The 25,553-nt window shown below is 67.1% G+C and carries 21 protein-coding genes and 1 tRNA gene; 11 read left to right on the forward strand and 11 right to left on the reverse strand.

What is annotated here, in order from left to right; all coding sequences use genetic code 11:
• Positions 1 to 4: 4 nt before the first annotated feature.
• The 4 genes from B2J86_RS12630 to yjgA form a co-directional block, all read right to left on the reverse strand.
• Positions 5 to 778 (reverse strand): FadR/GntR family transcriptional regulator, encoded by a 774-nt coding sequence (locus B2J86_RS12630; protein ID WP_173025777.1) that lies wholly within the window; start codon positions 776 to 778, stop codon positions 5 to 7.
• A gap of 277 nt (positions 779 to 1,055) precedes the next feature.
• Positions 1,056 to 2,156 (reverse strand): NAD(P)-dependent alcohol dehydrogenase, encoded by a 1,101-nt coding sequence (locus B2J86_RS12635; protein ID WP_169168735.1) that lies wholly within the window; start codon positions 2,154 to 2,156, stop codon positions 1,056 to 1,058.
• A 137-nt stretch (positions 2,157 to 2,293) separates the two neighbouring features.
• The gene (gene mog / locus B2J86_RS12640) at positions 2,294 to 2,887 is read right to left on the reverse strand and encodes a molybdopterin adenylyltransferase (protein WP_169168736.1); all 594 of its coding nucleotides are present in this window, start codon (positions 2,885 to 2,887) and stop codon (positions 2,294 to 2,296) included.
• A complete protein-coding gene (gene yjgA, locus B2J86_RS12645) occupies positions 2,880 to 3,539 on the reverse strand; it encodes a ribosome biogenesis factor YjgA (protein WP_169168737.1) in 660 nt (219 codons plus the stop codon). Before yjgA ends, mog begins: the two co-directional genes overlap by 8 nt.
• Positions 3,540 to 3,633: 94 nt before the next feature.
• On the opposite strand from yjgA, the gene pmbA reads away from it, so the two are divergent.
• Both pmbA and B2J86_RS12655 read left to right on the forward strand, forming a co-directional pair.
• Positions 3,634 to 5,019, forward strand: coding sequence for a metalloprotease PmbA (gene pmbA / locus B2J86_RS12650; RefSeq protein ID WP_169168738.1), 1,386 nt, complete (start codon positions 3,634 to 3,636; stop codon positions 5,017 to 5,019).
• A 344-nt stretch (positions 5,020 to 5,363) separates the two neighbouring features.
• The gene (locus tag B2J86_RS12655) at positions 5,364 to 6,044 is read left to right on the forward strand and encodes a hypothetical protein (RefSeq protein ID WP_173025778.1); all 681 of its coding nucleotides are present in this window, start codon (positions 5,364 to 5,366) and stop codon (positions 6,042 to 6,044) included.
• A 338-nt stretch (positions 6,045 to 6,382) separates the two neighbouring features.
• Here the strand turns inward: B2J86_RS12655 and B2J86_RS12660 are convergent, their stop codons facing one another.
• Entirely contained in the window at positions 6,383 to 7,474 is a 1,092-nt protein-coding gene (locus B2J86_RS12660) for a tartrate dehydrogenase (RefSeq protein ID WP_173025779.1), read from the reverse strand.
• Positions 7,475 to 7,641: 167 nt separating this feature from the next.
• Here B2J86_RS12660 and B2J86_RS12665 point away from each other — a divergent pair, with 167 nt between their 5' ends.
• Complete coding sequence (locus tag B2J86_RS12665) at positions 7,642 to 8,628, forward strand: LysR substrate-binding domain-containing protein (RefSeq protein ID WP_371736503.1); 987 nt, start codon at positions 7,642 to 7,644, stop codon at positions 8,626 to 8,628.
• A 58-nt stretch (positions 8,629 to 8,686) separates the two neighbouring features.
• On the opposite strand, the gene B2J86_RS12670 is transcribed toward B2J86_RS12665, so the two are convergent.
• From B2J86_RS12670 to B2J86_RS12690, 5 genes are all read right to left on the reverse strand, one after another.
• A complete protein-coding gene (locus tag B2J86_RS12670; protein ID WP_173025781.1) occupies positions 8,687 to 9,133 on the reverse strand; it encodes a GatB/YqeY domain-containing protein in 447 nt (148 codons plus the stop codon).
• Between the two features lie 205 nt (positions 9,134 to 9,338).
• Entirely contained in the window at positions 9,339 to 9,551 is a 213-nt protein-coding gene (rpsU, locus tag B2J86_RS12675; RefSeq protein WP_007833691.1) for a 30S ribosomal protein S21, read from the reverse strand.
• A 161-nt stretch (positions 9,552 to 9,712) separates the two neighbouring features.
• Complete coding sequence (locus B2J86_RS12680; protein ID WP_254068088.1) at positions 9,713 to 10,957, reverse strand: NAD(P)/FAD-dependent oxidoreductase; 1,245 nt, start codon at positions 10,955 to 10,957, stop codon at positions 9,713 to 9,715.
• An 89-nt stretch (positions 10,958 to 11,046) separates the two neighbouring features.
• Positions 11,047 to 11,964, reverse strand: coding sequence for a DNA-binding protein YbiB (ybiB, locus tag B2J86_RS12685; RefSeq protein ID WP_169168743.1), 918 nt, complete (start codon positions 11,962 to 11,964; stop codon positions 11,047 to 11,049).
• 124 nt (positions 11,965 to 12,088) lie between these two features.
• Positions 12,089 to 13,048, reverse strand: a complete 960-nt coding sequence (locus tag B2J86_RS12690; RefSeq protein ID WP_169168793.1) for a bile acid:sodium symporter family protein — start codon at positions 13,046 to 13,048, stop codon at positions 12,089 to 12,091.
• A gap of 381 nt (positions 13,049 to 13,429) precedes the next feature.
• Between B2J86_RS12690 and B2J86_RS12695 the strand changes: the two genes are divergently transcribed.
• Positions 13,430 to 13,870, forward strand: coding sequence for a CBS domain-containing protein (locus tag B2J86_RS12695; protein WP_169168744.1), 441 nt, complete (start codon positions 13,430 to 13,432; stop codon positions 13,868 to 13,870).
• Between the two features lie 27 nt (positions 13,871 to 13,897).
• On the opposite strand, the gene hpnC is transcribed toward B2J86_RS12695, so the two are convergent.
• On the reverse strand, positions 13,898 to 14,764 hold the full coding sequence (gene hpnC, locus B2J86_RS12700) for a squalene synthase HpnC (protein WP_216842389.1): 867 nt from the start codon (positions 14,762 to 14,764) through the stop codon (positions 13,898 to 13,900).
• A 55-nt stretch (positions 14,765 to 14,819) separates the two neighbouring features.
• On the opposite strand from hpnC, the gene B2J86_RS12705 reads away from it, so the two are divergent.
• From B2J86_RS12705 to lon, 7 genes are all read left to right on the forward strand, one after another.
• Positions 14,820 to 16,013: an efflux RND transporter periplasmic adaptor subunit gene (locus B2J86_RS12705; protein ID WP_173025782.1), complete on the forward strand. Its 1,194-nt coding sequence runs from the start codon at positions 14,820 to 14,822 to the stop codon at positions 16,011 to 16,013.
• Between the two features lie 7 nt (positions 16,014 to 16,020).
• Positions 16,021 to 19,203 carry an efflux RND transporter permease subunit gene (locus B2J86_RS12710; RefSeq protein WP_173025783.1) on the forward strand — a complete coding sequence of 1,061 codons (3,183 nt, stop codon included), beginning with the start codon at positions 16,021 to 16,023 and terminating at the stop codon, positions 19,201 to 19,203.
• An 85-nt stretch (positions 19,204 to 19,288) separates the two neighbouring features.
• A tRNA-Leu gene (locus tag B2J86_RS12715) sits at positions 19,289 to 19,375 on the forward strand.
• A gap of 76 nt (positions 19,376 to 19,451) precedes the next feature.
• Positions 19,452 to 20,762 (forward strand): trigger factor, encoded by a 1,311-nt coding sequence (gene tig / locus B2J86_RS12720; protein WP_169168747.1) that lies wholly within the window; start codon positions 19,452 to 19,454, stop codon positions 20,760 to 20,762.
• A gap of 125 nt (positions 20,763 to 20,887) precedes the next feature.
• Positions 20,888 to 21,496 (forward strand): ATP-dependent Clp endopeptidase proteolytic subunit ClpP, encoded by a 609-nt coding sequence (gene clpP, locus B2J86_RS12725; RefSeq protein ID WP_169168748.1) that lies wholly within the window; start codon positions 20,888 to 20,890, stop codon positions 21,494 to 21,496.
• 103 nt (positions 21,497 to 21,599) lie between these two features.
• Positions 21,600 to 22,865 (forward strand): ATP-dependent Clp protease ATP-binding subunit ClpX, encoded by a 1,266-nt coding sequence (gene clpX / locus B2J86_RS12730; protein WP_169168749.1) that lies wholly within the window; start codon positions 21,600 to 21,602, stop codon positions 22,863 to 22,865.
• A gap of 122 nt (positions 22,866 to 22,987) precedes the next feature.
• Positions 22,988 to 25,411, forward strand: coding sequence for an endopeptidase La (gene lon / locus B2J86_RS12735; RefSeq protein WP_173025784.1), 2,424 nt, complete (start codon positions 22,988 to 22,990; stop codon positions 25,409 to 25,411).
• The last annotated feature ends 142 nt before the right edge of the window (positions 25,412 to 25,553 follow it).

Consider the following 25,553-nt stretch of genomic DNA (forward strand, 5'->3'; position numbering starts at 1 on the left):
GGGATCAACGCGGGATGGCATCTCCGGAGCGACGGCGCCGTTCGCGGCTGTTGGCCAGGTGGGTGCGCATCGCCGCGCGTGCGCCGTCCGGATCCTGGCGTGCAATGGCGTCGAAAATGCTGTCGTGCTCCGCATGCACGCGCTGCAGGTAGGCGGCCTGTTCGCTGCTGGCGCCCTGGGGGCCTCCCAGGCGCGCGCGCGGAATGATGGTGGCGCCGAGCGTGGCCATCAGGTCGGCAAAGTGCTGGTTCTGCGTGGCGCGGGCAATCTCCAGGTGGAACTGGAAATCGGCGCCCACGGCATCGCGCCCCGCCTCCAAGGCGCCCATAAAGGCGCCCAGCGCGCTGCGCATGCGGGCCAGGTCGGCGTCCGTGCGCCGCACGGCGGCGAGGGCGGCGGCTTCGGTCTCGACGCCAATGCGCAGTTCCAGCACGGCAATGACTTCGTGCAGGGTCGACAGCTGGTCCGGCGCAATCCGAAAAGCGGCCGCATCGCCCAGGCCCAGCACGAAGGTGCCCACGCCGTGGCGCGTCTCTACCAGGCCCGAGGCCTGCAGTTTGGAAATCGCTTCGCGCACCACGGTCCGGCTGACGCCGAACTCGGCCATGATCGCCGCTTCGGTGGGCAGCTTGTCTGCGGGAGGGTAGCTGCCGTCACGGATGCGGTCGCCCAGCGTGCCCACCAACTCGTGCGCCAGCGAACGCGGGCGGCGCTGCATTGCCGGCGCAATGGCGGTGGGGGCCGGTGGGGCGGGGGCGTTTAGGGTGTGCAGGGGCATGGAGCGGGGCAGATCGGTCAACGGGCAAGGCATTTTGATCTTATATGACAACTGACCTCTTTTGCCATCATCTCCCTTGGGCTTGCATGCGAGCGGGCTGCCTGCGGCGCCGGCCCCACTTGCGGGTCCGCCACATGCCGGTCCCGCTTGTCCGGTGGCCCAAGCACACGGAGCGCGAAGGCCGCCCCGGGCCTCGATTTCTATCATTTCGATAGCTGCAAACGCTTGTCGTACCAGGGCTGCAGGCCTATTTGGCTTGAAACCGTGCTGGAACGCCTCAGTGGGGCTTGATCGCCACCTTCAGCACCCCGTCGCGCTGGTGCGAGAACAGGTCGTAAGCCGCCACGATGTCGTCGAGCTTGTAGTGGTGCGTGACCAGCACGCCCAGGTCCAGGCGGCTCGATGCCACGACGTTCATCAGGCGGCGCATACGCTCCTTGCCGCCGGGGCACAGCGCGGTGTTGATCCGATGGTCGCCCAGGCCGGCCGCGAACGCCGACAGCGGGATCGTCAGGTCCGATGCATACACGCCCAGGCTCGACAGCGTGCCGCCCGGCTTGAGCACGCGCAGCGCCGATGCAAACGTATCCTGCGTACCCAGCGCCTCGATCGATGCATCCGCGCCCCGGCCGCCGGTGAGCTTCATGACCTCCTCGACCACGTCGCAATGGTGGAAGTTGAGGGTCACGTCGGCCCCCAGCTTCTTGGCAATGTCCAGGCGGTGGTCGTTGCCATCGACACCGATGATGGTCGTGGCCCCCAGAAGGCGCGCGCCCGCCGTGGCGCACAGGCCGATCGGGCCCTGGGCAAACACCACCACGGTGTCGCCGATGCGGATGTTGGCGTTTTCGGCGCCCTTGAAGCCGGTGGACATGATGTCGGGGCACATCAGCACCTGCTCATCGGTCAGGCCGTCGGGGATGGGCGCAAGATTCGCCTGCGCGTCGGGCACCAGCACGTATTCGGCCTGGGTGCCATCGATCAGGTTGCCAAAGCGCCAGCCGGCGGTGGCCTTGTAGCCGTGGCAGCCGCAGCGGCCACTGGCGACGAGGTAGCTGCCGTCCTGCGACGGCACGCCGTCCTGCGCGGCATAGGAATTGAAGTTCGGGCAGATGGCGCCGGCAATCACGCGCTGGCCCTCGGTGTAGCCCATCACGGCGCTGCCGAGTTTTTCGATCACGCCGACCGGCTCGTGGCCGATGGTCAGGCCCGGGGCCACCGGGTACTCACCCTTGAGGATGTGGATGTCGGTGCCGCAGATCGTCGTGGTGGTGATGCGCACCAGCGCGTCGTTGGGACCGACGCCGGGAATCGGCTTGTCGGCCAGCTCGATGCGGCCGGGGGCCACGAAAACGGCCGCTTTCATCATGGTGCCCATGGGAACTCCTGTGCAGTGGAACGGGGCGCGCGGCGCGCGCCCCTCGTGCCTGTCTACTCCAAAAGCCTGCCGCTGTCATTGCGGGAGCGCAGCAATCGCCCGGTTCCCCGCGGGCGCCCCCGTGCGCGCCCGCGCGCTCAGCCCGCCGTGCGGGGCGGGCGCAGCGCCGATTTGGGCCGAAACGCCTTGCAGACCGCGTCGTGCGTTTCAAGGTAAGGCCCGCCGATCAGGTCGATGCAGTAGGGCACGGCCGCAAAGATGCCGGGCACGCGCTGCGCGCCGCCGTCGTCCTTGAGGCCTTCGAGCGTTTCGGCAATCGCCTTGGGCTGGCCGGGCAGGTTGATGATCAGGCTCTGGCCGCGCACGACCGCCACCTGGCGCGAGAGGATGGCGGTGGGCACGAAGGCCAGGCCGATCTGGCGCATCTGCTCGCCAAAGCCCGGCATTTCCTTGTGCGCCACGGCCATCGTGGCCTCGGGTGTCACGTCGCGCAGCGCCGGGCCGGTGCCGCCGGTGGTCAGCACCAGGCTGCAGCCGGCGTCCACGAGGTCGATCAGCGCAGCGCTGATGGTGGCCGGCTCGTCGGGAATCAGTCGCGTTTCAAACGTGACCGGGTTCTTCAGGGCGCGCGCCAGCCAGTCCTGTAGCGCGGGCAGGCCCTTGTCTTCATAGACGCCGCTGCTGGCGCGGTCGCTGACGGAGACAAGGCCGATCTTGACGGCGTCATGCATCTGCGTCGTCCTCAGCGGCTTCGCCGCCGTCGGCCCCGCCGCCGCCCAGCTGCGCGCGCACCAGCAGGAACAGCTCGCGGTAGGCGCGGCCCTTGCGCGGCGCCAGGCCCTGGGATTCGGTGGCGTTGTTTTCGACCGGCGCATCCTTGCGCGCCTGGCGGACCAGCGCGCGCAGCTGCTGGATATCGGTGCCCGGGTGGTGGGCAATCCACTCGGCCTGGGCGCTGTCCTCGGCCAGCAGGCGGTCGCGCCACTGCTCGGCCAGGTGCAACTGCAGTTTCTCTTGGGCCGAGCCGCTGTGCTGCACTTCGAGGGCGTCGCGCGCGGCCTGCACCTGGGCGGCATCGAGCTTGCGCATGAGCTTGCCGACGAACTGCATCTGGCGGCGCTTGCCCTCGAAGTTGGTGATGCGCTTGGCCTCGGCCAGGGCATCGACCAGTTTGTCGGGCAGGCCGATGCCGTTGAACAGGTCGGCGCGCAGGCCGAGCAGGTCCTTGCCCAGGTCCTGCAGCGCGTCGCTCTCGCGCTTGAGATCGGTGCGGCTCGCGTCGTAGGTGCCTTTGAGTTCGGCCTTGAGCTCGATGTCCATTTCGCTGCCTTCGGCAACGAACTGGCCGCGCACAAAGTAGCCTTTTTTGGGTTTGCGTGACATGGTGGGATCCGGGGAATGGGGTAGCCCCTGTGCGGGTGCGGCGACTGCGGCGCGCCGGGCGGGGGCCACTGCGGCAAGTATCATAGCCGTCGCCATGAACCATACGCACTCCCCGGCCGAAGCCGGCTTCAGCTACTCCCGCCCCTTTTTCGAACAACTCGTCGACCAGGCCCTGGCGCACGCCAAGAAGCTGGGCGCCACCGACGCCGGTGCCGAGGCCTCCGAGGGCTGCGGGCTCTCGGTCGGCGTGCGCAAGGGCGAGCTGGAAACCGTGGAGCGCAACCGCGACAAATCGCTCGGCGTGACGGTCTACGTCGGCCGCCGGCGCGGCAATGCCAGCACGTCCGATTTTTCGTCCGCCGCCATCGAGCGCACCGTGCAGGCCGCGTACGACATCGCCCGCTTCACCGCCGAGGACCCGGTGGCCGGCCTGCCCGACGCGGCCGACATCGCCCCACCCGAGAGCCACCGCGACCTCGACCTGTTCCACCCCTGGGCACTGACCAGCGAAGAGGCCGCGCGCATCGCGCTCGAATGCGAGGCCGCCGCCTTTGGCGCCCACAAGCGCATCACCAACAGCGAGGGCGCGGGCGTCTCGGCCCAGCAAAGCCATTTCTTCAGCGCGCACACGCGCGGCTTCCGCGGCGGCTACGCCACCTCGCGCCACAGCCTGTCGGTGGCGCCGATCGCCAGCCTGCCGGGCAAGCGCGGCGAGATGCAGCGCGACTCCTGGTACAGCTCGATGCGCGACGCCCGCGAGTTGTCGGCGCCGCAGGACGTGGGCCGCTACGCCGCGCAGCGCGCGCTCAGCCGCCTGGGCAGCCGCAAGATCGCCACCACCGAATGCCCGGTGCTGTTCGAGTCGCCGCTGGCCGCCGGCCTGCTCGGCGGCTTCGTGCAGGCCGTCAGCGGTGGCGCGCTCTACCGCAAGAGCACGTTCCTGCTCGACTCGCTGGGCAAGCAGGTCTTCCCCAAGCACATCGACATCCTCGAAGACCCGTTCATCCTGCGCGGCAAGGGCAGCTCGCCGTTCGACGAGGAAGGCGTGCGCGTGCAGGCGCGCAAGGTGGTCGACGCCGGCCGCGTGGAAGGCTATTTCCTGTCCAGCTACTCGGCGCGCAAGCTCGGCATGCAGACCACGGGCAACGCGGGCGGCTCGCACAACCTGGTGCTGAGCTCGCGCCGCACCAAGGCCGGCGACGACCTCGATGCCATGCTCAAAAAGCTCGGCACCGGATTGTTCGTGGTCGAACTCATGGGCCAGGGCGTGAACTACGTGACCGGCGACTATTCGCGCGGCGCCAGCGGATTCTGGGTGGAGAACGGCGAGATCGCCTATCCCGTGCACGAGATCACGATCGCCGGTAACCTCAAGACCATGCTCAAGGGCATCGAGGCCGTGGGCGCCGACGCCTACAACTACGGCGCCAAGACGGTGGGCTCGATCCTCGTCAACCGCATGAAGGTGGCGGGCAGCTGAGCGGCCCGCTAGGCGCTCTTGTTTTCATAGCTTGCAACGCTTGCTGCACAAGCGCTTGAGGCCGATTTGGCTTCAATGCGCCGCGCTGTGGGCACGGATGGCGCGGGCTGCGCTGCCGAACTGTCCGTGCGCGCAGGTCAGGGCAGTGGGGTTGTGGCAGTGGCCGGAAGCGGCGCGGCCAATGGCACTTCATGGCTTCGTGATGTCCTGTTGCGGCCAGGACCGGCCGTCCTTCCATCGCAATGATGTTGGGTGACGGCCCTCTGCATGGGTGCTGGCTTGGCTTGCCGCTGGCGCGGCGTTGCAGTAGCCTGCTCTGTCCCACAGTGCTCTGAGGAGTCTCCATGTCCCGTCGCGTCGTTCTTTGCGCCAGCGCCGCCGTTGCAACGCTTGCCCTGGTCGCTGGTTGCGGCGCCATGGGGCCATCGGGCGGCAACCCCATGAGCTTCTTCATCACCAGCGTTAACCCCGGCAAGGGCGGCGACCTCGGCGGCTTGGCCGGCGCCGACCGCTACTGCCAGTCGCTGGCTGCGAGCGCCGGGGCGGGCCATAAAACCTGGCGTGCCTACCTGAGCACCGCCGCCATGAATGGGCAGCCGGTGGTCCATGCGCGCGACCGGATCGGCACCGGCCCTTGGACGAACGCCAAGGGCGTGGTCGTCGCAACCAGCGTGGCCGACCTGCACAGCGCCAACGCCAAGGTCGGCAAGGACACCTCGCTGACCGAAAAGGGTGACGTCGTCTCCGGCTTCGGTGATGCGGTCAACCGCCACGACATCCTCACCGGCTCGCGCCCTGACGGCACCCTGGCCGTGCCCGAACCGGGCAAGGACACCACCTGCGGCAATTGGACCAAGAGCGAGGGTGGCTCCGCCATCGTGGGCCACCACGACCACAAGGGCACCAACCCCGACCCGGTCGCCAACGCTTCGTGGAACTCGTCGCACGGCACGCTCGGCTGCAGCGTCGACCAGCTCAAAATGAGCGGCAGCGCGGGGCTCATGTACTGCTTCGCGACGAACTGACTTGGATTGGATGGAAGTGCGAGCCTCGTTCCGCGCAGGCTCGATCAGGGTGCTCTTGCCCGGCTGGAGCATCGCGATAAAAGTCACCGGGCACGCCGCACGGGAGGTCGAATCGCTCCGCGACCCGGTGAATCGACGGGCCTGCTGGGTACGCGGCACGATGCCCATGTGTGCCCCCGCACCGCCAGCTTTCACGGAAGCGAGCTTCCGCTGTGGGTCGCGAGCCGTCCTTGGCGTTCTCGATTGAAGCAAGTTCCAATGAAAATAGCTGCTGGCGCCCGTGTACCAAGCGCCATCAGCTAGCAAAGTAAGAGCGAAGCTGAAAGCCGGGCGGCCCCTCAGCACTTGGCAACCAACGCCGCAATCGCTTCCCCCACCTGCGTGGTATTCGCCGTCCCGCCGAGGTCCGGCGTGCGCGGCCCGCTCTTGATCACCTCTTCGATGGCCGCCAGGATGGCGTCGTGCGCCGCGCGGCCGGCGCCCTGGCCCTGCGTCAGGAAGTCCAGCATCAGCGCGCCCGACCAGATCATCGCGATTGGGTTGGCGATGTTCTGGCCATAGATGTCGGGCGCCGAGCCGTGCACGGGCTCGAACAGGCTCGGGAAGCTGCGCTCGGGGTTCAGGTTGGCCGAGGGGGCGAGGCCGATGGTGCCGGTGGTGGCAGGGCCCAGGTCGGAGAGGATGTCGCCGAACAGGTTGGTCGCGGCCACCACGTCGAAGCGGCCGGGCTGCAGCACGAAGCGGGCCGTGAGGATGTCGATGTGCTGCTTGTCGAGCGTGACTTCGGGGTAGGCCTTGGCCACATCGTCGGCGCGCCGGTCCCACCAGGGCATGCTGATGGCGATGCCGTTGCTCTTGGTGGCCAGGGTCACGTGCTTCTTGGGGCGGCTCTGCGCCAGGTCGAAGGCGAATTTCAGCAGCCGGTTGGCGCCGTGGCGCGAGTAGACCGATTCCTGGATGACGATTTCGCGGTCGGTGCCTTCGTACATGATGCCGCCGAGCGACGTGTATTCGCCCTCGGTGTTCTCGCGCACCACGTAGTAGTCGATGTCGCCGGGCTTGCGGCCGGCCAGCGGGCAGGGCACGCCTTCGAACAGGCGCACGGGGCGCAGGTTGATGTACTGGTCGAACTCGCGGCGGAACTTGAGCAGCGACCCCCACAGCGAGACGTGGTCGGGCACGCTGGCGGGCCAGCCCACGGCGCCGAAGAAGATCGCGTCCATGCCCGAGAGCTGCGCCTTCCAGTCGTCGGGCATCATCTTTCCGTGGGCGGCGTGGTAGTCGCAGCTGGCCCAGTCGATGGTGGTGGTTTCCAGCTGGATGCCAAAGCGCTGGGCCGCGGCCTGCACGGCGCGCAGGCCTTCGGGCATGACTTCCTTGCCGATGCCGTCGCCGGGGATGACGGCGATCTTGTACGTGGGGGTGCTCATTCGTGTTCCTTGGTGCCTGGGAAGAAGGGTGGGATGGATGGAGCCGCCAGAGCGTGGACGCGGACGGCGCGCTGCGGGTGGCTTGTGACGACGGATGCTGGCCTGCATTGTTCAGCCACGCGCCCAAAAATACAATGCGGCAACTGTGCTCTTATTCTTCACACATCGTGCATAAAAATCCGGCCACCGACGATCTGCGCGTGTTCACCGTGGTGGTGCGCAAATCGAGTTTTGGCGATGCCGCGGCCGAGCTGGGCGTCTCGCCCGCCTATGTGAGCAAGCGCATCCGCCTGCTCGAAGAGGAGCTGGCGGTGAAGCTGCTGCACCGCACCACGCGGCGCGTGGCGGTCACCGAGGAGGGCGAGCGCGTGTTCCACTGGGCGCAGCGCATCCTCGACGACATGGACCAGCTGCTGCAGGACGTGGCCATCACGCGGCGCGAGCCGCGCGGGCAGCTGCGGGTGAGCAGCAGCTTTGGCTTTGGGCGGCAGATCGTGGCGCCGGCGCTGTCGCGGCTGGTGGAGCTGCACCCGGGGCTGCAGGTGCGCCTCGAAGTCTTCGACCGGCTGGTGGACGTGGCGGGCGAGGGGTTCGACCTGGACGTGCGCGTGGGCGACGAGATTGCGCCGCACCTGATTGCACGGCGCCTGGCCGGCAACCGCCGCGTGCTGTGCGCGGCGCCCGCCTACCTGGCGCGCCGCGGCACGCCGCGCACCCTGGCGGAGCTGCCCAGCCACGACTGCCTGGTGATCAAGGAGCGCGACCATCCGTTTGGCGTGTGGCGGCTGCGCAGCGGCGCGGTGGACGAGACGGTCAAGGTGCGCGGTCCGCTGTCGGCCAACAACGGCGAAATGGTTGTGCAGTGGGCGCTGGACGGGCGCGGCATTGCGCTGCGCTCGCTGTGGGACGTGGACGCGCACCTGTGCGCAGGGCGCCTGGTGCAGGTGCTGCCCGACTGGCAGCAGGAGGCCAATGTGTGGGCGGTGTACCCCACGCGGCTGGACCGATCGGCCAAGGTGCGCGTGTGCGTGGAGTTTTTGCAGGAGCACTTCCGCACGCACTGGACGGGGCGCGGTGCGCTGCAGGCGGATGCCGCTGGGGCAGGCGAGGGAAGGACGGCGGGTATCGGCCCGAAGCCGAGTGCCTGGGGGTGAAAACAGCCGCCAGCGCTTGTCTGCAAAGCGCCGGTAGCTATCGATAAGATGGCAAAGGTCAGCCGGCCAGCGCCGCCTTCACGGCAGCGGATACCTGGCCCATGTCGGCCTTGCCGGCCAGGCGCGTCTTGACCACGCCCATCACCTTGCCCATGTCGCCCGGTCCCTTGGCGCCGAGCTCGACCACGATCGCCTGGACGGCAGCGCTGGTCTCGTCGGCCGACATGCGGGCGGGCAGGTAGGCCTGCAGCACGGCCATCTCGGCCTTTTCCTTGTCGGCCAGGTCCTGGCGGCCCGCGCCTTCAAAGGCCGCGATCGAATCCTTGCGCTGCTTGATGAGCTTGTCGACGATGGCGACCACGGCCACGTCGTCCAGCACCACGCGCTCGTCGACTTCCTTTTGCTTGCAGGCGGCCAGCAGCATGCGGATGGTCAGCAGGCGCTCGCTGTCCTTGGCGCGCATGGCGGTCTTCATGTCTTCGGTGATCTGGTCTTTGAGGCTCATGGCGGCTTCCTTTATCGGATAAGGGAGAGGCAGAGGGTTTGCACAAAGCCTTTCTGGCCAGGCGCAGCGCCGCAGACAGTAGTTCAGCTACGGCAAGGCGCTGCAACAGCGCCAGAGAGGCTTTTTGCAAACCCTGAAAACAAAAAACCCGCGCTTGGCGTCCCTAGCGCGGGTTGGGAGTCCAAGCGGGCTTGGAGTCCGGCGATCAGTACAGCTTCTTGGGCAGCTGCATGCTGCGCACGCGCTTGTAGTGGCGTTTGACGGCGGCAGCCTTCTTGCGCTTGCGCTCGGCCGTGGGCTTTTCGTAGAACTCGCGGGCGCGCAGGTCGGTCAGCAGGCCGAGTTTTTCGATGGTGCGCTTGAAGCGGCGCAGGGCGACGTCAAAGGGCTCGTTTTCTTTTACGCGGATGGTGGTCATTAGCTAATGGTTTCCAAAAATGTTGCCCGCAGAGGGTCTTGGGGAGATCGGGCCTCAAGACCGTGCGCGGCGGTTTCCCCGTCTGTAACTAGTATTTGGCCGACGGGGCATGCCAGGAAAGCCCGCCATTATAGCGGCGCCACCGTGCAAATCAAGAAAAGTCAAGCGTGCGTGCCCGGCAGGGCCTGCGCGCAGGCCGCGGCGCTGGCCCAGGCCCATTGGAAGTTGTAGCCGCCGAGCCAGCCCGTCACGTCGACCACCTCGCCGATGAAGTACAGCCCCGGCTGGGCCTTGCATTCCATGGTCTGCTGCGACAGCGCGCGCGTGTCCACGCCGCCCAGCGTGACCTCGGCCTTTTTGTAGCCCTCGGTGCCCATGGGTGTGAGCTCCCAGCGTGCCAGGCGCTCGGCCAGCCGTGCCAGCGCCTTGTCCGAGGCTTCGTTGACCGGGCGCTGCCAGTCGGCGTCCTGGCTGGCCCAGGCGTCGGCCAGGCGGCTGGGCACCAGCGCCGCGAGTTCGTTGGCGATGCGCTTGCGCGAGCGCGCCTTGGCCTGCAGCAGCGCGGCGCCCAGGTCGGTGCCGGGCGCGAGGTCGATGGCCAGCGGCGTGCCCTCCTGCCAGTAGCTCGAAATCTGCAGCACCGCCGGGCCCGACAGGCCGCGGTGCGTGAACAGCAGGTCCTCGTCGAAGGCCATGCGCGCCTTCTTGGCCCCGGTGCTGATGGCCACGGGCAGCGCCAGCCCGGCCAGCTGTGCATAGGGGGCCCAGTCGGCGCCGTCGAAGGTCAGCGGCACCAGGCCGGGGCGGCGCTCGATGAGCGGCACGCCGAACTGCTGCGCCAGCCGGTAGCCAAAATCGGTGGCGCCGATCTTGGGAATCGACAGCCCACCCGTGGCCACGACCACGCTGCGCGCCTGCACCGGCCCGCGGTCTGTATGGATTTGATAGCTGCCAGCGTTTTTTCCGTCAGCGTTTGCGGCCAAAAACTCTGCTTTCTTGACGCTGCAAGGCTGCCAGTGCTCGACGCCGCCGGCGGCGCATTCGGCCAGCAGCATGGCAATGATGTCTTCGGCCGAGCGGTCGGCAAACAGTTGGCCCTTATGCTTTTCGTGGAAGGCGATGCCGTGCTTTTGCAGCAGTGCAATGAAGTCCTGCGGCGTGTAGCGCGACAGCGCCGAGCGGCAGAACTGCGGGTTCTGGCCGACGAAGTATTTGTGCGGCGCGGCCGGGTCCAGGTCGCGGTTGGTGAAGTTGCAGCGCCCGCCGCCCGAGATGCGGATCTTCTCGGCGACTTTGTCGGCATGGTCGATCAGCAGCACCTTCAGGCCGCGCTGCCCGGCCTGGGCTGCGCAGAACAGGCCGGCGGCACCGGCGCCGATCACAATGGCATCGTAAAAATGGGTCAAAAGTGGCTCCAGCGCTTGCGGGTATTGCGCAAGCAGCTATTGAATCAGGAGTGCGCAGCGCGCGCGGGCCGCACCGTGCCGGGCGGCATTCAGATCTGCGCGGTCAGGCGCACGATGTGCACGACCTGCAGGGCGATCGGCGCGGGCACCGGCAGGCTGCCGGCGAGCACGGCGCGGATGTAGCCGGCCGTGCTCGCCGCGTCGATGGCCGTGGGCAGCGTGGGCAGCGCGGTCAGCGGGCCACCCTGGGCCTCTTGCAGGCACGGCTGCGGCTGTCCGGCCAGAAAGCCGTCCATCTGCGGCGTGCGGCGCGGGTCGGCCACGGGCTCGCCCTCGGTGCCGCGCAGCAGCAGCGCGTCGCTGCCGGTCAGGGCAATCGTGGCGGCCATCGACTGCGCGTATTCGCGGTGCGTGTAGCTGCCCACGATCAGGCTGTCGCCGGCCACGGGGGCCAGCGGGTCCATGAGCTTGACGAGGCTGTGCGCGCTGTTGCGCAGGCCCAGCGTGCGGCGCACTTCGAGCAGGCGCTGCAGGCCCGGCAGCAGCAGCGCGGTCGGCGCAAACGCCACCTGGCCGGGCTCGATCTCGCCGAGGGCCTGCAGGGCGGGCAGGCCGAGCGCGGCCAGCACGTCCGCGCTGTGGGCGCTGCGGTCCTCGGTCGCCGTGCCATGCACGAGCACGGGCAGGCCTTCGCGCGCCAGCAGCAGCGCCAGCAGCGGCGTGAGCACGGGCAGCTTGCGCGCGCCGTTGTAGCTGGGCAGCACCACCAGCGGGCGGCTGCTGGCGGGCAGCATCTCCAGGCGCTCGTGCACGGCATCGAGAAAGCCCGCCATTTCTTCGGGCGTTTCGCCCTTGATGCGCATCGCGACGCAGAACGCGCCCACTTCCAGGTCGCTGGCGGTGCCGTCGAGCACCTGGCCCATCAGGTCGGTGGCCTGGTCGCGGCTGAGGGCGCGCGCGCCGTCCTTGCCGCGGCCGATGTCTTTGAGGTAGTGGCGAATGCCCATGGGAGTGAGGTGTGGTGCTGCAGATGGGATGGCATTGTCGTGCACTGCAGCAGGGCCAGCGGCCGGCGGGCAAGACGCCGGCCGCGGGGTGGCGGGGCGGCTGGCGCCGCCGCCCGGCCCGCGCTCAGCGCGTCTCGGCCGGCGCGGGGGCCGCGGGGGCGTTCTGGAGGCGCTGGAACAGCGTGGCCGCCAGCGGCCCCGAAATGTTGTGCCAGACGCTGAAGATGGCGCTGGGCACGGCGGCCAGCGGCGAGAAGTGGGCGGTGGCCAGGGCCACGCCGAGGCCCGAGTTCTGCATGCCCACCTCGATCGACAGCGCCTTGCGCTTGGACACGTCCATGCCCGTGAGCTTGCCCAGCCAGTAGCCCAGCAGCAGGCCCAGGCCGTTGTGCAGCACGACCACGGCAAAGATCAGCAGGCCGCTGGTGGCGATCCTGGCCTGGTTGCCCGCGACCACGGCGGCGACGATGGCGACGATGGCGGCCACCGACACCAGGGGCAGCACGGACACGGCGGCCTTGACCTTCTCGCGCAGCAGCGTCTGCGCCAGCACGCCCAGGGCGATCGGCAGCACCACGACCTGCACGATGGACCAGAACATCGCGGCGGCGCTGACCTCCAGCCACTGGCTGGCCAGCAGGTAGATCAGCGCGGGCGTCACCACCGGCGCCAGCAGCGTGGTCACCGAGGTGATGGCCACCGACAGCGCCACGTCGCCGCGCGCCAGGTAGGTCATCACGTTCGACGCCGTGCCGCCGGGGCAGCAGCCCACCAGGATCACGCCCACCGCCACTTCGGGCGGCAGGTCCAGCGCCTTGGAAAGGCCCCACGCCAGGCCCGGCATGATGATGAACTGGCCCAGCACCCCGATGGCGACGTCCAGAGGGCGCTTGGCGACCTCCTTGAAGTCGTCCTTGGACAGCGTCAGGCCCATGCCGAACATGATCAGGCCCAGCAGCGGCACGATGTAGGGGCCGATCCATCGGAAGGTGTCGGGGGAGAAGAAGGCGAGGGCTGCGAACAGCAGTGTCCAGAGGGCAAAGGTCTTGCCGACAAACTGGCTCAGGCGGGCGATGGCCTGCATCATGGTGGGGGTTCCTTGAAGGGCGACGGCCGTGCGCGCCCTGCGGCTCGGCAGGGTGGGGGCAGCGGGGCGGGGCGGCGGCGCAGGGTGGAAAGTTCGGTGGCCCTGCGCGCGGAGGCCGCACGGGGTGCGCGCGGCGGGCGTGCGGCGCACGGGTGGTGCGCCGGTGGCAGACGGGCCCGGGGTGGCGGGTGTATGCAGGGTTTTCCCCGATTGTAAGGAGGCGAAAATCCCATGGCCGGATCCGGGGGTTTCGCTGCCATAGCTCGGCCGTGCCCCGTGGCCGCGTGCACAGTGGCGGTCCGCGCATGGCTTGCGCTGTGCGTCCGGTGGACTGACACTGTCCCACGCATGTGCACATTTATCCGGGAGGTCCGACCCATGACAGCCGTGAGCAAAATCCTCAAGTCCAAAGCCGACCCTGTCGTGCACTCCATCGCGCCGTCTGCCTCGGTGTTCGATGCGCTCCAGCGCATGGCCGACAAACGCATCGGGGCCCTGCTGGTGATGGAGGGGGACACCATCGTCGGCATCCTGACCGAGCGCGACTACGCGCGCAAGATCGCGCTGATGGGCCGCACCTCGGCCGCGACGCTGGTGCGCGACGTGATGACCTCGCAGGTGATGTACGTCGGCCCCCAGCAAACCAGCGAGGAGTGCATGGCGCTGATGACCGAGAACCGCCTGCGCCACCTGCCCGTGGTGGAAGACGGCGTGCTGCTCGGCATGATCTCGATCGGCGACCTGGTCAAGGACATCATTTCGGAGCAGAAATTCATCATCGAACAGATGGAGCACTACATCACCGGAACGCGCCCCTGAGCCGCCGCGCCGGCGCGGCAGCAGACGCTACATGGCGAATGCGCGCGCCAGCATCAGCGGAGCGTCCCAGGCGCGGATGCGCGGGCGCGTGTGCAGGCTGGCGCCGCGCAGCGCATCGACCTTGTCGAGGATGCGCAGGCCGCCCTGGACCACCAGGCGCAGCTCCCAGCCGGCGCGGCCGGGCAGCTGGTGCACCAGTTTCGAGCCTTTTAGCATGGTAGCCCTTGCCCAGACTGTGCTGGCAGCTATCAATTCAGTAGTCTGTGGCGTGCTGCGCAGGGTTTGCAGGTCGGCGCGCCGCACGCCGTGGGCAGCGCAGTCGGCCTCTGGCAGGTAGAAGCGCCCGCGCGGGATGTCCTCGCCCAGGTCCTGCCAGAAGTTGATGAGCTGCAGCGCGGTGCAGATGGCGTCGCTCTGTTCGAGGGCCTCGGCGTCGTGCACGCCGTACAGGTGCAGCAGCAGGCGCCCGACCGGGTTGGCCGAGCGGCGGCAATAGTCGAGCAGTTCGGCGCGGTCGGCATAGCCGGCGCCGTCGCGGGTTTTTTCCACGTCCTGCACGAACGCGCTGAGCAGGTCGCGGAGCAGCGGCGCCGGCAGGCGGTGGCTGCGCAGCACGGCGGACAGGGGCGTGAACACGGCGGCCCAGCGCGCCGAGGGCGCGCCACCGGCCGCGATCGCCTGCAGGTCGGCGCGGTAGGCGGCCAGGTCGGCCAGGCGCTGGGCCGCGGGCGCCTCGCCCTCGTCGGCAATGTCGTCGGCCGTGCGCGCAAAGGCGTAGAGGGCGGCAATCGGCGCGCGCAGCTGGGGTGGGCACAGCAGCGAGGCGACGGGGAAGTTTTCGTAGTGGGTGATGGGCTGGGGGGTCACGGCGCCGATTGTCGCTTGACAATCCAGGGTGAGATCACCTAGATTACTAACCAGTCAGTCAGTAATTTTCACTGGATTTGCCATGCGCACCTTGAACGCACTTCCGTCGCCCCGCCAGGGGCTGTTTTGGGTTTGCGCTGCCGCCGTCCTGGCACTGGCCGGCTGCTCGCGGCCCGAGCCGTCGCCCGAGCCGGTGCGCTCGGTCAAGCTGCTCACCGTGGGCGTCGGGGCGCTGCAGTCGCAGATCGAATATGCGGGCGAGGTGCGCGCGCGCGTCGAGTCGAGCCTGGGCTTTCGCGTCGCCGGCAAGATCGTGCAGCGGCAGGCCGAGCTGGGCCAGCGCGTGCGCGCCGGACAGGTGCTGGCGCAGCTCGATCCGCAGGATTACCAGCTCGCCGCACAGGCGGCCCAGGCCCAGGTGAGCGCCGCGCAAACCCAGCGCGACCTGGCGGCGGCCGACTTTGAGCGCTATGCCGCGCTGAAAGACCAGAACTTCATCAGCGGCGCCGAGCTGCAGCGCCGCGAGGCGACGCTCAAGGCCGCGCAGGCTACGCTGGCGCAGGCGCGCGCACAGTCGTCCTCCCAGGGCAACCAGGCCGGCTACACGCGTCTGGTGGCCGATGTCTCGGGCGTGGTGACGGGGATTGAGGCCGAGCCCGGCCAGGTGGTGGCGGCCGGCACGCCGGTGGTGCGCATCGCCCAGGACGGCGCGCGCGACGTGGTGTTCGCTGTGCCCGAAGACAAGGTCGCGCAGATCCAGCCCGGCCAGGCGGTGGGCGTGCGCGCCTGGTCGGGCGGCAAGGTCACGGCCGGCCGCGTGCGCGAGGTGGCGGCCAGCGCCGATCCGGTCACGCGCACCTATGCGGTCAAGGTGGCCATCGACGCGGCTGCGGCGGCGCCCCTGGGCGCCACGGTCTATGTCGCGCCGCAGGCGCTCAGCCACTCTGGCACGCAGGCGATCACGCTGCCCACGACGGCGCTGCGCCAGCAGGGCCAGGGCACGGCGGTGTGGGTGTACGACCCCGCGACCAGCACGGTGCGCTCGCAGGACGTGCAGATCGCCAGCGCCGACGGCAACGCGGCCGTGGTGGCCGCGGGCCTGGCGCCGGGCATGCAGGTGGTGGCCACGGGCGTGCATGTGCTCGCGCCGGGGCAGAAGGTCACGGTTTATCAGCCAAAATGGGCTGAAACGCCCTCCGGTAAAGCGTCTTCAGCTCCTGATAGCGTAGCGCCTGCGGGCGCTCCCGGCGCTGCCCCCGCCGCATCCCAGCCGTGAGCCGACCATGACGCCAGTGCAACCCCAGGCCGGTTTCAACATTTCGCGGTGGGCGCTCGACCATCCGGCGCTCACGCGCTACCTGATGATCGTTCTGCTGCTGATGGGCGTGGGCGCCTATTTCCAGCTCGGCCAGGACGAAGACCCGCCCTTCACCTTCCGCGCCATGGTGGTGCGCACCTACTGGCCCGGCGCCACCGCGCAGCAGGTGGCCGAGCAGGTCACCGACAAGATCGAGCGCACGCTGCAGGAGGTGCCCTACGCCGACAAGATCCGCAGCTACTCCAAGCCGGGCGAGTCGCAGATCATCTTCCAGATCAAGGACTCGTCCCGGGCCAGCGAGGTGCCCAACATCTGGTACACGGTGCGCAAGAAGGTGGGCGACATGCGCTTGACCCTGCCGCAGGGCGTGCAGGGGCCGTTTTTCAACGACGATTTTGGCGACGTCTATGGCGTGATCTATGCGCTGGAAGCCGAGGGCTTCAGCAACGCCGAGGTCAGGGACTTTGCCGACGACGTGCGCCAGCGGCTGCTGCGCGTGCCCGACGTGGCCAAGGTCGACCTGTTTGGCGTCCAGGACGAAAAGCTCTTCATCGAGATCTCGCAGAAGCGCCTGTCGCAGCTGGGCCTGGACATGAACCAGGTGCTCAGCGCATTGGGCCAGCAGAACGCGGTCGAGAACGCGGGCACGGTGCAGACGCCGCACGACCAGGTGCAGGTGCGTGTGGCCGGCCAGTTCAACGCCATCGAAGACCTGCGCGCCATGCCGATCCGCGGCGCCTCGGGGCGCCAACTGCGCCTGGGCGACATCGCCGATGTGCAGCGCGGCTATGTCGATCCGCCTGCCGTCAAGGTGCGCCACCAGGGCCAGGAGGTGATCGCGCTGGGCGTGTCCATGGCCAAGGGCGGTGACATCATCGCGCTGGGCAAGGCGCTGCACCGCACGACCGAAGCCATCGGCAAGCAGCTGCCCGCCGGCGTGCGCCTGGTGAACGTGCAGGACCAGCCCCAGTCGGTGGCCCGCTCGGTCAATGAGTTCGTCATGGTGCTGATCGAGGCCGTGGTCATCGTGCTGGCGGTGAGCTTCGTCGCCCTGGGCCTGCACAAGCGCGCGGGCCAGCACCCGTGGTGGAAGCGCTGGTACATCGACCCGCGCCCGGGCTTGGTCGTGGGCATCACCATTCCGCTGGTGCTGGCCGTCACCTTCCTGGCCATGTGGTACTGGAACATCGGCCTGCACAAGATCTCGCTGGGCTCGCTGATCATTGCGCTGGGCCTGCTGGTGGACGACGCGATCATTGCCGTCGAGATGATGGTGCGCAAGATGGAGGAGGGCTACGACAAGGTCCGCGCGGCCACCTTCGCGTACGAGATCACCGCCATTCCGATGCTCACGGGCACGCTGATCACGGCGGCAGGCTTTCTGCCGATCGGCCTGGCCAAGTCGGTGACGGGCGAATACACCTTTGCGATTTTTGCCGTGACGGTGATCGCGCTGGTGCTGTCGTGGATCGTGTCGGTGTACTTCGTGCCCTATCTGGGCACGCTGCTGCTCAAGACGCCGGCCCATGTGCAGCCGCTGCCCGCGGGGCCGGGCGCGGCCGAGGGCGTCACGGCCGATCCGCACGAGGTGTTCGACAGCCCGTTCTACACCGCGTTCCGGCGCACGGTTCACTGGTGCGTCGAACACCGCTGGCTGACCATTGGCGCCACGGTGCTGATCTTTGCGCTCGGCATCGTCGGCATGGGCCGGGTGCAGCAGCAGTTCTTCCCCGATTCGAGCCGGCCCGAGATCATGGTGGACGTGTGGTTCCCCGAAGGCACCTCGTTCGCCGGCAACGAAGAGGTCACGCGCCGCGTGGAGGCGCGCCTGCGCGCCGAGCCGGGCGTGGCCAGCGTGAGCACCTGGGTGGGTTCGGGCGTGCCGCGCTTCTATCTGCCGCTGGACCAGGTGTTTCCGCAGACCAACGTCTCGCAGTTCATCGTGCTGTCGCAGGACCTGAAGGTGCGCGAGACGCTGCGCGTCAAGCTGCCGGCGCTGTTGGCCAGCGAATTTCCCGAGGTGCGCGGCCGTGTCAAGCTGCTGCCCAATGGGCCGCCCGTGCCCTACCCAGTGCAGTTCCGCGTGGTCGGGCCCGACCCGCTGGCGCTGCGCGCGCGCGCCGACGAGGTCAAGGAGGCGCTGTATGCCTGGCCGCAGATGCGCGGCGTGAACGACAACTGGAACGAGGCGGTCAAGGTCCTGCGCCTGGACGTCGACCAGGCCAAGGCGCGCGCTTTGGGCGTGAGCAGCCAGTCGATCGCCCAGGCCTCGAAGGTGATGCAGTCGGGGGCGCAGGTTGGTCAGTACCGCGAGGGTGACAAGCTGATCGACATCGTGCTGCGCCAGCCCGAGGACGAGCGCCGCCTGATCACCGACATCGCCAACGCCTACCTGCCCACGGTCTCGGGCCGGTCCATTCCGCTCACGCAGATCGCCAAGCCGGTGCTGGCCTGGGAGCCGGGCGTGATGTGGCGCGAGAACCGCGACTACGCCATCACCGTGCAGGGCGACGTGGTCGAGGGCCTGCAAGGTGCCACGGTGACCGAGGCGCTGCTGCCACAGCTGCGCCAGATCGAGGCTGCCTGGCACGGCGCGGGCCACAGTGCCTACCGCATCGAGGTGGCGGGCGCGGTGGAAGAGAGTTCCAAGGGCTCGGCGTCGATTGCGGCCGGCGTCCCAATCATGCTGTTCATCACGTTCACGCTGCTCATGCTGCAGCTGCACAGCTTCAGCCGTGCCATGCTGGTGTTCATCACCGGGCCGCTGGGCATTGCCGGGGTGGCGGGCGCGCTGCTGCTGCTGGGGCGGCCGTTCGGCTTCGTGGCGCTCCTGGGCGTGATTGCGCTCATGGGCATGATCCAGCGCAATTCGGTGATCCTGATCGACCAGATCGAGAAGGACCGGGCGCGCGGCGCGCCGGCCTGGGACGCGATCGTCGAGTCGGCGGTGCGCCGCCTGCGCCCCATCGTGCTCACCGCGGCTGCCGCGGTGCTGGCCATGATCCCGCTGTCGCGCAGCGTCTTCTGGGGGCCGATGGCCGTGGCCATCATGGGCGGGCTGGTGGTGGCCACCGTGCTCACGCTGCTGGCCCTGCCGGCCATGTACGCGGCCTGGTTCCGCGTGCGCCGCCCCCAGCCCGACGTTTGAGGGCCGTCGCAACAGGGTAAAATCGCGAGTTAATCAGTTTCATCCGGGCGGCAGACTTTGGCTGTCGCCTGTTTGTTTGTAGACCGCGCGGGTGGCGAAATTGGTAGACGCACCAGGTTTAGGTCCTGACGCCAGCAATGGTGTGCCGGTTCGAGTCCGGCTCCGCGCACCACCCCATGTGAAACTTTGCCCAACACGGCGCCGCTGCACAGCTGGCCGGCACGTGTGACTAAACACTAGGAATAGCCATGGCCGTTACCGTTGAAACCCTTGAAAAGCTCGAGCGCAAGATCACGCTGAGCCTGCCCCTCGCCACTATCCAGACCGAGGTGGATTCGCGCCTCAAGCGTTTGGCGCGCACCGTGAAGATGGACGGTTTCCGTCCCGGCAAGGTGCCCATGAAGGTGGTGTCCGAGCGCTATGGCTATTCGGTGCAGTACGAGGTGCTCAACGACAAGGTGGGCGAGGCGTTTGCCGCCGCAGCCAACGAAGCCAATCTGCGCGTGGCCGGCCAGCCACGCATCACCGAGAAAGACGGCGCGCCCGAAGGCGAAGTCACCTTTGACGCCGTGTTCGAAGTGTTCCCCGAAGTCAAGATTGCCGACCTGGCCGATGCCGAAGTCGAGAAGCTGAGCTCGGAAGTGACCGACGGCGCCATCGACAAGACCATCGACATCCTGCGCAAGCAGCGCCGCAGCTTTGCCCAGCGCGCCATCGACGCCGCAGCGCAGGACGGCGACCGCGTGACCGTCGACTTTGAAGGCAAGCTCGACGGCGAGCCCTTCGAAGGCGGCAAGGCCGAAGGCTTCCAGTTCCTGATCGGCGAAGGCCAGATGCTCAAGGAGTTCGAGGACGCCGTGCGCGGCATGAAGGTCGGCGAAAGCAAGACCTTCCCGCTGGCATTCCCCGAGGACTACCACGGCAAGGACGTGGCCGGCAAGACGGCCGACTTCCTCGTCACGGTCAACAAAATCGAAGCGGCCCACCTGCCCGAAGTCAACGACGCCCTGGCCAAGTCGCTCGGCATTGCCGACGGCACCGTCGACGGCCTGCGCACCGACATCAAGAAGAACCTGGACCGCGAAGTCAAATTCCGTCTGCTGGCCCGCAACAAGCAGGCCGTGATGGACGCGCTGCTGACCAAGGCCGAGCTGGACCTGCCCAACGCCAGCGTGCAGGCCGAGATCGAACGCCTGACGGAAGCGGCCCGCGCCGACCTCAAGCAGCGCGGTGTCAAGGACGCCGACAAGGCCGAAATCCCTGCCGACATCTTCCGTCCCCAGGCCGAGCGCCGCGTGCGCCTGGGCCTTGTGGTGGCCGAGCTGGTCCGCGCCAACGAACTGCACGCCAAGCCCGAGCAGCTCAAGGCCCACATCGACGAGCTGGCCGCCAGCTATGAGAAGCCCGAAGACGTGGTGCGCTGGTACTTCGGTGACCGCCAGCGTCTGGCCGAAGTCGAGGCCGTGGTCATTGAAAACAACGTGGCCGACTTCGTGCTGGGCAAGGCCAAGGTGACCGACAAGGCCGTGTCGTTTGACGAGTTGATGGGCCAGGGCTGATCGCCCAGCCTGGACGGTCAAGCGCCTTCAGGGCACTTGACCCGCTACAGCATCCGGGGGCTTGTGCTTTGGCGCACAAGCCCCAATTCGTTTCTGGGTACAGTACCCGCCTGACTGGAGAAAACATGAGCGCACTGGAAACACAAGGTTTGGGCATGGTCCCAATGGTCATCGAGCAGTCGGGCCGCGGCGAGCGGTCGTACGACATTTATTCGCGCCTGCTCAAGGAGCGCGTGATCTTTCTGGTGGGCGAGGTCAATGACCAGACCGCCAACCTGGTGGTGGCACAGCTGCTGTTCCTGGAAAGCGAAAACCCCGAAAAGGACATTTCCTTCTATATCAATTCGCCCGGCGGTAGCGTCACGGCTGGCATGGCGATCTATGACACCATGCAGTTCATCAAGCCCGACGTGTCCACGCTGTGCTGCGGCTTTGCCGCGAGCATGGGCGCCTTCCTGCTGGCCGCCGGAGCCAAGGGCAAGCGTTTTTCGCTGCCCAATTCCAAGGTCATGATCCACCAGGTGCTGGGCGGCGCACGCGGCCAAGCCACCGACATCGAAATCCATGCGCGCGATATCCTGCGCACCAAGGACCAGATGAACCGCATCCTGGCCGAACGCACCGGCCAGCCGCTGGAAAAAATCCAGCGCGACACCGAGCGCGACTACTTCCTCACGGCCGATGAGGCAAAGGACTATGGGCTCATCGACCAGGTGATCGCCAAGCGTTCCTGAGCGCAGCCGCGCCCGGGTACGGCGTTTTCCCGTGCGGGAAAGCGCCGTTTCCCATTGGTTATCATCCAGACCACTTCCCCTAGCTATACAAGGCATTGTTTCCATGGCCGATAAAAAAGGCTCTCCCAGCGAAAAAACCCTTTACTGCTCTTTCTGCGGCAAGAGCCAGCACGAGGTAAAGAAGCTGATCGCCGGCCCGTCGGTTTTTATCTGCGACGAGTGCATTGACCTGTGCAACGAGATCATCCGCGACGAGGTGCCTGCGGGCGAGGCGGGTCGCGATGGACGCGGCGATCTGCCCACGCCCGCCGAGATCAAGGCCAACCTCGACGGCTATGTCATTGGCCAGGAGCAGGCCAAGCGCACCCTGGCCGTGGCGGTGTACAACCACTACAAGCGCCTGCGCCACAAGGACAAGGCGCACAAGGACGATGTTGAGCTGTCCAAGAGCAATATCCTGCTGATCGGCCCCACCGGCTCCGGCAAGACGCTGCTGGCGCAGACGCTGGCACGCATGCTCGACGTGCCGTTCGTCATGGCCGACGCCACCACGCTGACCGAAGCCGGCTATGTGGGCGAAGATGTCGAAAACATCGTGCAAAAGTTGCTGCAGAGCTGCAACTACGACGTCGAGCGTGCGCAGCGCGGCATTGTCTACATCGACGAAATCGACAAGATCTCGCGCAAGTCGGACAACCCCAGCATCACGCGCGATGTGTCGGGCGAGGGCGTGCAACAGGCCCTGCTCAAGCTCATCGAAGGCACCATGGCCAGTGTGCCCCCGCAGGGCGGGCGCAAGCACCCGAACCAGGATTTCCTGCAGATCGACACGACCAATATCCTGTTCATCTGTGGCGGCGCTTTCGCCGGGCTTGAGAAGGTCATCGAAAACCGCACGGAGGCGTCGGGCATCGGCTTCGGGGCGACGGTCAAGAGCAAGAAGCAACGCTCGCTCTCCGACGTCTTCACCGAGATCGAGCCCGAAGACCTGATCAAGTTCGGTCTGATCCCGGAACTGGTCGGGCGCATGCCCGTGGTCACGGCGCTGGCCGAGCTCAGCGAGGACGCTTTGGTGCAGATCCTGACCGAGCCGAAGAATGCGCTGGTCAAGCAGTACAGCAAATTGCTGGCCATGGAAGGCGCCGAGCTCGAGATCCGGCCTGCCGCGCTCAAAGCCATTGCACGCAAGGCGCTGGTCCGCAAGACCGGTGCGCGCGGGCTGCGCTCCATCCTGGAGCAGTCGCTGATCGGCACCATGTTCGATCTGCCCAATGCCACGAATGTGGAAAAGGTCGTGGTGGACGAGTCCACCATCGACGACAACAAGCCGCCACTGTTGGTGTACCGCGAGGCGGCAAAAAAGGCCTGAGGCCTTGTCAAGGGCGCGGCGCTGGCCGTGCGCTCAGCAACCCTGGCGTCGGCGCGGATGTGCCGGCGGGTTGAAAATTTCCGCTGACGGACCATATTCCATTCAGTTTTACGAGGATTTCCATGTCCGGACACACCCCCTTGCCCGCCACGCCCATTGAGCTGCCGCTGCTGCCGCTGCGCGATGTGGTTGTATTCCCCCATATGGTCATCCCGCTGTTTGTGGGTCGGCCCAAGAGTATCAAGGCGCTGGAGCTGGCGATGGAGTCCGATCGCCGCATCATGCTCGTGGCCCAGAAGGCCGCTGCCAAGGATGAGCCCTCGGTCGAGGACATGTTCGATGTCGGCTGCGTCTCCACCATCCTGCAAATGCTCAAGCTGCCCGACGGCACCGTGAAGGTGCTGGTCGAGGGGCAGCAGCGCGCACGCGTCGACGCCATTGAGGATGCGCAGACACATTTCACCGCCACGGTGACGCCGGTCGAGGCGACGGAGGAGTCGCACAAACCGAGCGAAATCGAAGCGCTGCGCCGCGCTGTGATGCAGCAGTTCGACCAGTACGTCAAGCTCAACAAGAAGATCCCGCCGGAGATCCTGACGTCCATCTCCAGCATCGACGATCCTGGCCGCCTGGCCGACACCATCGCCGCGCACCTGCCCCTCAAGCTGGAGAACAAGCAGGCCGTGCTGGACCTCTCCGATGTGAAGGACCGCCTGGAGAACCTGTTCGAACAGCTGGACCGCGAAGTCGACATCCTGAATGTCGACAAGAAGATCCGGGGCCGCGTCAAGCGCCAGATGGAGAAGAACCAGCGCGACTTCTACCTCAACGAGCAGGTCAAGGCCATCCAGAAGGAGCTGGGCGAAGGCGAAGAGGGCGCGGACATTGAAGAGGTCGAAAAGAAGATCAAGCTGGCCAAGATGCCGGCCGAGGCGCGCAAGAAGGCCGATGCCGAACTCAAGAAGCTCAAGCTGATGTCGCCGATGTCGGCCGAAGCGACGGTGGTGCGCAATTACATCGATGTGCTCGTGTCGCTGCCGTGGAGCAAGAAGACCAAGATCAAGCACGATCTGGGCAATGCCGAAGTGGTGCTCAACGAGGACCACTACGGTCTCGACAAGGTCAAGGACCGCATCCTCGAATACCTTGCCGTGCAGCAGCGTGTGGACAAGGTCAAGGCACCCATCCTGTGCCTGGTGGGCCCGCCCGGCGTGGGCAAGACCTCGCTGGGGCAGTCCATTGCCAAGGCCACCGGACGCAAATACGTGCGCGTGGCGTTGGGCGGCATGCGCGATGAGGCCGAGATCCGCGGACACCGCCGCACCTACATCGGCGCCATGCCTGGCAAGGTGCTGCAAAGCCTCGCCAAGGTGGGGACGCGCAATCCGCTGTTCCTGCTCGACGAGATCGACAAGCTCGGCATGGATTTTCGGGGGGATCCCTCGAGCGCCTTGCTGGAGGTGTTGGACCCCGAGCAAAACCACACGTTTGGCGACCACTATGTGGAAGTGGACTTTGACCTCAGCGATGTGATGTTTGTGGCGACGTCGAACTCCATGAACATTCCGCCGGCATTGCTCGACCGCATGGAGGTGATTCGCCTTTCGGGCTACACCGAGGACGAGAAAACCAACATCGCCATGAAGTACCTGCTGCCCAAGCAGCTCAAGAACAACGGCGTGAAAGAAGGCGAACTGCAGGTCACCGAGCCCGCGGTGCGGGACATCGTGCGCTACTACACGCGAGAAGCCGGCGTGCGTGCGCTGGAACGCGATCTCTCCAAGATCTGCCGCAAGGTCGTCAAGGCACTGCTGCTGGGCAAGCTGGCGCCGCAGGTCGTCGTGACTGCGGACAACCTGCCCGATTTTCTCGGGGTGCGCAAATACACCTACGGTCTGGCCGAGCAGCAAAACCAGGTCGGACAGGTGGTGGGACTGGCGTGGACCGAGGTCGGCGGCGACCTGCTGACCATCGAGGCCGTGACCATGCCGGGCAAGGGCGTCATCACGCGCACCGGGTCGCTGGGCGATGTCATGAAGGAGTCCGTTGAGGCCGCGCGCACGGTGGTGCGCAGCCGGGCACGGATGTTGGGTATCAAGGACGAGGCGTTTGAGAAGAAGGACGTCCATGTGCACGTGCCCGACGGCGCCACGCCCAAGGATGGTCCCAGCGCAGGGGCCGCGATGGCCACGGCGCTGGTGTCTGCGCTCACCGGTATTCCGGTGCGCGGCGATGTGGCCATGACCGGAGAGATCACGCTGCGGGGTGAAATCACGGCCATTGGCGGGCTCAAGGAGAAGCTGCTGGCGGCGCTGCGCGGTGGTATCAAGACGGTGTTGATCCCGCAGGAAAACATCAAGGATCTTCAAGAAATTCCGGCCAACGTGAAGAGCGGGTTGGTCATCGTGCCGGTGAAGTGGATCGACCAGGTGCTGGAGCTGGCCCTGGAGCGCAAGCCCGTCCCATTGACCGACGAAGAAGCGGCTGCGGTACCCGTGCCCGCAGCGGCCGATAAGCCCGTGGCCACGGTGGCCGTCCAGCACTGAAGATTTTTGTGGCGCACCCTTAAAATTGCGCTACAATACCTTCATTGCAGCAAACGTTGTACAATGTGAGGCTGTGGTGAAATGCGGGAATAGCTCAGTTGGTAGAGCGCAACCTTGCCAAGGTTGAGGTCGAGAGTTCGAG

Source organism: Acidovorax sp. SRB_14, assembly GCF_012932145.1.
Lineage (GTDB): Bacteria > Pseudomonadota > Gammaproteobacteria > Burkholderiales > Burkholderiaceae_C > Simplicispira.